Here is a 5,122-nt window from a genome sequence, read left to right on the forward strand (position 1 = left end):
TGGCATCTTGACTACATCCGACCGTATATTCAGCCGGTGGCTGACTGCTTTTGTTATTCTTCAATACGGCTGGAACATCAATGGGCAGCAGTGGTCGGTAAGGTAGCAGGAGTACAAACGCCGATGCATAATTTTGGGTCTACTGATTGCACATGCCCATCACATTTATTCTACTTTCAGAAGCTCTCGATCACTGAGACATTGCTGCAACATCTGGGAAACAATCTGTCCCATTCCCAGAAACTTCATAGCATGAAATTAACAGTAGAAAATATCAGGCGCATGGTTAGTTAGTTGAAGAATAGTAACTAATCGTATTAAACCAGCACCGCAATGATAATGGAAATCGAGAAGTTTTAAACGGCTGGATAGAAGGTCGTTGATATACCAGGTCGTTGATAATGCTTCGTGAGAAGCATTATCAACAGGTAACAGGTTATTTCTTGGTGTGGTTTTGGATCTTTGATTTTTCGACCAGCAGGGGATACTTATAGCCAAATCCAAAATCCGTATCCAGTACAACAGTACCGGTAATGGTGATTTCATCATCGACTTCTGCCGTTTGATTACTCGTCACGATCAGGTCATTGGTTCCTTGCTTACCAGTACCATCCTGAATATGCAGGAAATTACGCTTCATGATACCGTTATTTACTTTAACCACCTTGCCGCGTACTTCCACCTGTTTACCGCTGAGTTGCTTCATTTCAACGTGGACGGCTTCCACGGATTTTTTTGCTGCTCCGGCATAGGTTAGGGTGCTAAAACCGATAAATAATACCCCTGCCAATATGCCCATCATTCTTAAATTCATTTACATTCTCCTGAAAAAGTGAAGGGATTTTGTACCATATTTTTCAAATGATTGACAGTTAAAACGGGTAATCGCGGAAACCAGTATCCGGTTTGGCGTGCTTCACCACAATACTCGCTAAAAATCTGTGACGTGGTTATTGCTTTTACTATCTAAAATAGAGCAATTTTATCTTCACTAAAAATTCCCTTAAAATGAATGCATTGGCGGTCGATTAATAAAAATAACGAAATTGAACTAATTATCCATACCATGATCCATGTCGCACAAATAACAGATACGCATTTGTTCGCTAACCCAGGCGGGGAGTTATATGGCATTAATACTCGTGACAGCCTGCGTGCGGTGATTGCGCATGCACGAGTAAATCTGCCAAAACTCGATTTACTGCTGGTGACTGGAGACCTGGTGCATGATGAGACGATGGATGGATACCTTGTGCTGCGGGAACTCGTCGAACAACTAGAAGTACCGACTTATTATTTGCCCGGTAATCATGATGATCCTGTCATGATGCAAGAAGTATTTTCTAATGTGACGCGAAAAGGAATCACCAGTACTGCACAGGGACAGTGGTCAGTAGTATTGCTGGATTCTTCTATCCGCGACAAGGTAGAGGGAGAATTGACTGCGGAAAATCTTGCCAATTTAGAAGAGGCTTTGCGCGCCAGTAATGACAGACATGTGCTTATTGCACTGCACCATCATGTAGTTGATGTCGAGTCGCCATGGATCGATGCTCTGAAGCTTCGTAACAACGATGAATTTCTGGAGTTGCTGACCAATTTTCCAAATGTGAAAATTGTGCTAAATGGCCACATTCACCAGGAGCTGGATGAATGCCGAAATTCTATTCGTTTTTTAGGCTCGCCATCCACCTGTTTTCAGTTTAAACCAAACCAGGAGAACGCCAGTATCGATACTGTGCCAGCAGGGTATCGACATATTGTGTTGCATGATGATGGGAGTGTTGATAGCAGGGTTTATTATGTTGAGTCGTAATTCCAGTTTTCCTGCAAATAATATCGCGTTAATTAGCCAGGCATTAATCATCCCTCTCAAACGCCAGTCCATTCGCAAATAAAAGATACTTCATCAATGGACTCGCCGCTTTAAAAGCGCGTTCAACCTCATTGATAAATTTTGGCGTCATGGCAAGTGCAGGATCGACATCCTGGGTCACAAAAAAACTTTTTCGTTTCAGGTCTTCAATAAAAGGGTGATCTTTATCAAATCCACGCGGAGGCCGTTTCAGACCATCACCTTCAATGCCACCAAAGCGTTTTTTAAATGTCGTGTTGTTGATTATGCGTTTCCAGGCATTGGGATTTTCAACGATGGTATTACGAATATTCTCCAGCACGGGATTGGGGGGCATCCAGATACCGCCACCAAAATAGACGGCACCAGGTTCCAGGTGCACGTAAAATCCTGGTGCATGGGCGTCTTTACCAGCTTCATGGCGAAAATGACAGGCAACATGGTTTTTGTAAGGACGTTTGTCTTTTGCAAAGCGAGTATCGCGGTAAATACGAAACATTGAGCCACCATGTGGTCGAGGATCCGCGACAAACCTTATCGCCATTTTGTCAAAACGATAAGCCATGGCCTGTATGAAATCGCACATTGGTGCGACCACAAACTCCCGGTAACGGTCTTTGTTAGCATGAAACCATTCCCGGTTATTATTTTTGGCGAGTTGCCGCATAAATGTAAAAAGTTCTTTTGGAAATCCTGAAAACTGAGTTGGCATGTATCTGAACTTTCCTTATGTCTTATTGATTAGTCTTCCCACCGATGTTTAATTCCTGGCAGCATGAGCAGCACTCCGATTGCAGAGCTTATTACGGACACAATTAATATGATAAATACACCGCCACCACGCTGCCCAACAGGTATGTGGTAGTTAAAAAATCCTTGCGCAATGACAGCGGATACTACAAACAGCATGGTGGCGATTATCGGTACTGCGAAACTGGAAATTACAAAGGTAATACGAGATTGTCTTACATCACTTTTTCCATTTTTGCGGCGGTAGCTAAGAACGCCATAAACAATGGATAATATGAGTAAATTAAGCAGGGCAAAAATTAGTGCAAATACCTGTATAGACATATTGTTTTACTGTAAATAAATGATATATCGAGTCTATATCCAATCTCTATAAAATAAACTGCCATTAATTATCTAAATTAGTATATCCTTTATTCCATGTCTGAATCATCATTAATTCCAGAAGGTGAAAACTTGCGTCGCGCGATTCAGTGGATCGGTGAACAGCAAAAACACGATGCAGAAACCATTGAAGCTGCCAGTGTTCAGTTTGATTTGACGCCTATTGAAGAAGAATTTCTCATTCGCCATTTCCAGGAACATACATCGAGCGATTCCAAGAATTCGTAGTTAATTTCCGGTGAATTCCCTTAAAAAATTGTCGCCATACTGGCTATTAATACAGCAATGTATATAATTTTGGAGACAACAGAAATCGATTTTATGAGCGCGAGGAACGATGTATGAGCAACAATTGGACAGTATATCTCTCCGGTGAAATTCACACGGATTGGCGTGAACGTATTATGGATGGCGCAAAACACGCTGATCTGCAAATTCAATTTCTGTCACCAGTTACAGACCATAGCAGCAGCGATGATTGCGGGGCACGAATATTGGGTGAGGAAACCAATGCATTTTGGCGCGATCACAAGGGTGCCAGGGTGAATGCTATCCGTACGCGCACTTATATAGAAAAGGCAGATGTAGTCGTTGTTCGTTTTGGAGATAAGTATCGCCAGTGGAATGCAGCATTCGACGCCGGGTACGCGGCGGCTTTAGGTAAACCTGTTATTACCTTACATGATCCTGAGTTAACGCATGCTTTAAAAGAAGTGGATGGTGCAGCCCTTGCTACCGCGCAAACTCCCGAACAGGTGGTTGATGTTCTTAGTTATGCAATTACTGGCAAACTAAAATAACCCATAAGACTGACGTTTCCGTTGCATGAATCAAAAGGCTCAGACCAGTTCGATTAAAATCATCGGTGGCGGTGTTGGTAACTATCCCATAAAACTGGAGTTAGTGCCGAAACGCCTGGTTGTCTCAATTTATCAGCAGAATTTACCCGGGAAGGGCAGTCAAATCCCATGCTGGATTTTTACTAGTCATGGATTCGCTGCGCTCAAACAGCGTGAGATGGTGCTGATTCTGCGTATTAACGAAAACGAGCAAACTAATAAATTTCCCAAAACTCCCTTGCCGCTATTTATGTTTTTGTTTAAGGCCATTCTACAGAAAAAACGCTTTGCAATCGGTGATGTCGTCAGATTTGGTGAGAAAGGGTTGATGGGGTTTGGAGGACTGGGTTTTACCTTTGGCAATATTAACGCGAAGCTTATTCAATTACCGCCGCACTACCTGAATTGCGTTTTATTAACCCGGGAAGAAGCCGTAGCGGCTCAGGCTTTTGGTCTTACCCGCGTGCTTGCCAGAATGGGATTGGAAATGAATCGTTTTCCATTCAATCCGTGGAATGATAGCCAGCGAAAAAGCATGCCTATGCAGGGAGTAATGCAAAACAGTCAGATTAAAAACATAAACAATCTTAAATTAAAACACTGTTCTGTTAACCTGGTTGGAGGTGAGAAGGTCGTACTGGTGTTGGCGGTCGCAATGCATGGAGTCATCGTCAATTTCTTAAAAGAGCAGGGCAACAATGTCCAGTTTGGTTTTATAACGCAACTGCTTCCCTATCATGAAGGGGCTTTGGTATGGCTGCCAGAAAAAGACAGTATTGAAATGAATGTGCATCCCGATTTGGAAGGTAATGTTATCGCCGGAAGTTATGTGACCCTGATTCATGGTGATAAATCGGGTGCAGATATGGTGGAAGACGGTTTCCAGGTTCAGTTAGATGATGAAGCCTGGCTCGCCCTGCGAAATGCAATTGCAAGAAAGCAAAATGTTAGCATTACCCCTTCCAGTGGGGATATGGAATTTAGCCTGGTTTGGAATACTATGGCTAATCCCGAAGCTAATTCAGGTATCAATTTGTCATCAATTGCGGGACATGCCGAGGAGCAAAATTATGATGAAAGCGATGGTTGGTTGGGTAAGCTGAAACGCCTCATCAAACGTGAGTAATCCTTGAATTTAAACTGAGTGCCGTAATATTTGTCTAATTAAGTATAAGAATAAATAAGAATAAACAGGTAGAGAACATCAGTTGTTCTCCAGATAAGTGCAGTTAAAGGGTGATATCCCAGTTTTTCAACTCGAACTAGCTGATTATATTGATAAAATGGCATCAAA

The 5,122-nt window shown here is 42.5% G+C and carries 8 protein-coding genes; 5 read left to right on the top strand and 3 right to left on the bottom strand.

Going from position 1 to position 5,122, the window contains the following annotated elements; translation table 11 throughout:
* The coding region (locus ACWVCM_RS06985; protein WP_455201008.1) for a DUF123 domain-containing protein at nucleotides 1–294 on the top strand (294 nt) is incomplete at its 5' end.
* A gap of 142 nt (nucleotides 295–436) precedes the next feature.
* Here ACWVCM_RS06985 and ACWVCM_RS06990 read toward each other — a convergent pair.
* Nucleotides 437–814 (bottom strand): hypothetical protein, encoded by a 378-nt coding sequence (locus ACWVCM_RS06990; RefSeq protein ID WP_455201009.1) that lies wholly within the window; start codon nucleotides 812–814, stop codon nucleotides 437–439.
* 198 nt (nucleotides 815–1,012) lie between these two features.
* On the opposite strand from ACWVCM_RS06990, the gene cpdA reads away from it, so the two are divergent.
* Nucleotides 1,013–1,816 carry a 3',5'-cyclic-AMP phosphodiesterase gene (gene cpdA / locus ACWVCM_RS06995; protein WP_455201010.1) on the top strand — a complete coding sequence of 268 codons (804 nt, stop codon included), beginning with the start codon at nucleotides 1,013–1,015 and terminating at the stop codon, nucleotides 1,814–1,816.
* A 43-nt stretch (nucleotides 1,817–1,859) separates the two neighbouring features.
* On the opposite strand, the gene ACWVCM_RS07000 is transcribed toward cpdA, so the two are convergent.
* Together ACWVCM_RS07000 and ACWVCM_RS07005 are read right to left on the bottom strand one after the other, a co-directional pair.
* A complete protein-coding gene (locus ACWVCM_RS07000) occupies nucleotides 1,860–2,567 on the bottom strand; it encodes a DUF2461 domain-containing protein (protein ID WP_455201011.1) in 708 nt (235 codons plus the stop codon).
* Nucleotides 2,568–2,596: 29 nt separating this feature from the next.
* Nucleotides 2,597–2,929, bottom strand: coding sequence for a hypothetical protein (locus tag ACWVCM_RS07005; RefSeq protein ID WP_455201012.1), 333 nt, complete (start codon nucleotides 2,927–2,929; stop codon nucleotides 2,597–2,599).
* A gap of 96 nt (nucleotides 2,930–3,025) precedes the next feature.
* On the opposite strand from ACWVCM_RS07005, the gene ACWVCM_RS07010 reads away from it, so the two are divergent.
* From ACWVCM_RS07010 to ACWVCM_RS07020, 3 genes are all read left to right on the top strand, one after another.
* The gene (locus ACWVCM_RS07010) at nucleotides 3,026–3,217 is read left to right on the top strand and encodes a hypothetical protein (RefSeq protein WP_455201013.1); all 192 of its coding nucleotides are present in this window, start codon (nucleotides 3,026–3,028) and stop codon (nucleotides 3,215–3,217) included.
* 113 nt (nucleotides 3,218–3,330) lie between these two features.
* Nucleotides 3,331–3,789: a YtoQ family protein gene (locus ACWVCM_RS07015; protein WP_455201014.1), complete on the top strand. Its 459-nt coding sequence runs from the start codon at nucleotides 3,331–3,333 to the stop codon at nucleotides 3,787–3,789.
* Nucleotides 3,790–3,814: 25 nt separating this feature from the next.
* Nucleotides 3,815–4,954, top strand: a complete 1,140-nt coding sequence (locus tag ACWVCM_RS07020; protein ID WP_455201015.1) for a TGF-beta receptor interacting domain-containing protein — start codon at nucleotides 3,815–3,817, stop codon at nucleotides 4,952–4,954.
* The last annotated feature ends 168 nt before the right edge of the window (nucleotides 4,955–5,122 follow it).

The organism is Kaarinaea lacus (assembly GCF_975902315.1).

What these genes read in the sequence shown, in the direction of transcription:
- ACWVCM_RS07015 (WP_455201014.1), top strand. Translation starts at nt 3,331, where the DNA reads ATGAGCAACAATTGGACAGTATATCTCTCCGGTGAAATTCACACGGAT.
- ACWVCM_RS07020 (WP_455201015.1), top strand. Translation starts at nt 3,815, where the DNA reads ATGAATCAAAAGGCTCAGACCAGTTCGATTAAAATCATCGGTGGCGGT.
- ACWVCM_RS07005 (WP_455201012.1), bottom strand. Translation starts at nt 2,929, where the DNA reads ATGTCTATACAGGTATTTGCACTAATTTTTGCCCTGCTTAATTTACTC.
- ACWVCM_RS06990 (WP_455201009.1), bottom strand. Translation starts at nt 814, where the DNA reads ATGAATTTAAGAATGATGGGCATATTGGCAGGGGTATTATTTATCGGT.
- cpdA (WP_455201010.1), top strand. Translation starts at nt 1,013, where the DNA reads ATGCATTGGCGGTCGATTAATAAAAATAACGAAATTGAACTAATTATC.
- ACWVCM_RS07000 (WP_455201011.1), bottom strand. Translation starts at nt 2,567, where the DNA reads ATGCCAACTCAGTTTTCAGGATTTCCAAAAGAACTTTTTACATTTATG.
- ACWVCM_RS07010 (WP_455201013.1), top strand. Translation starts at nt 3,026, where the DNA reads ATGTCTGAATCATCATTAATTCCAGAAGGTGAAAACTTGCGTCGCGCG.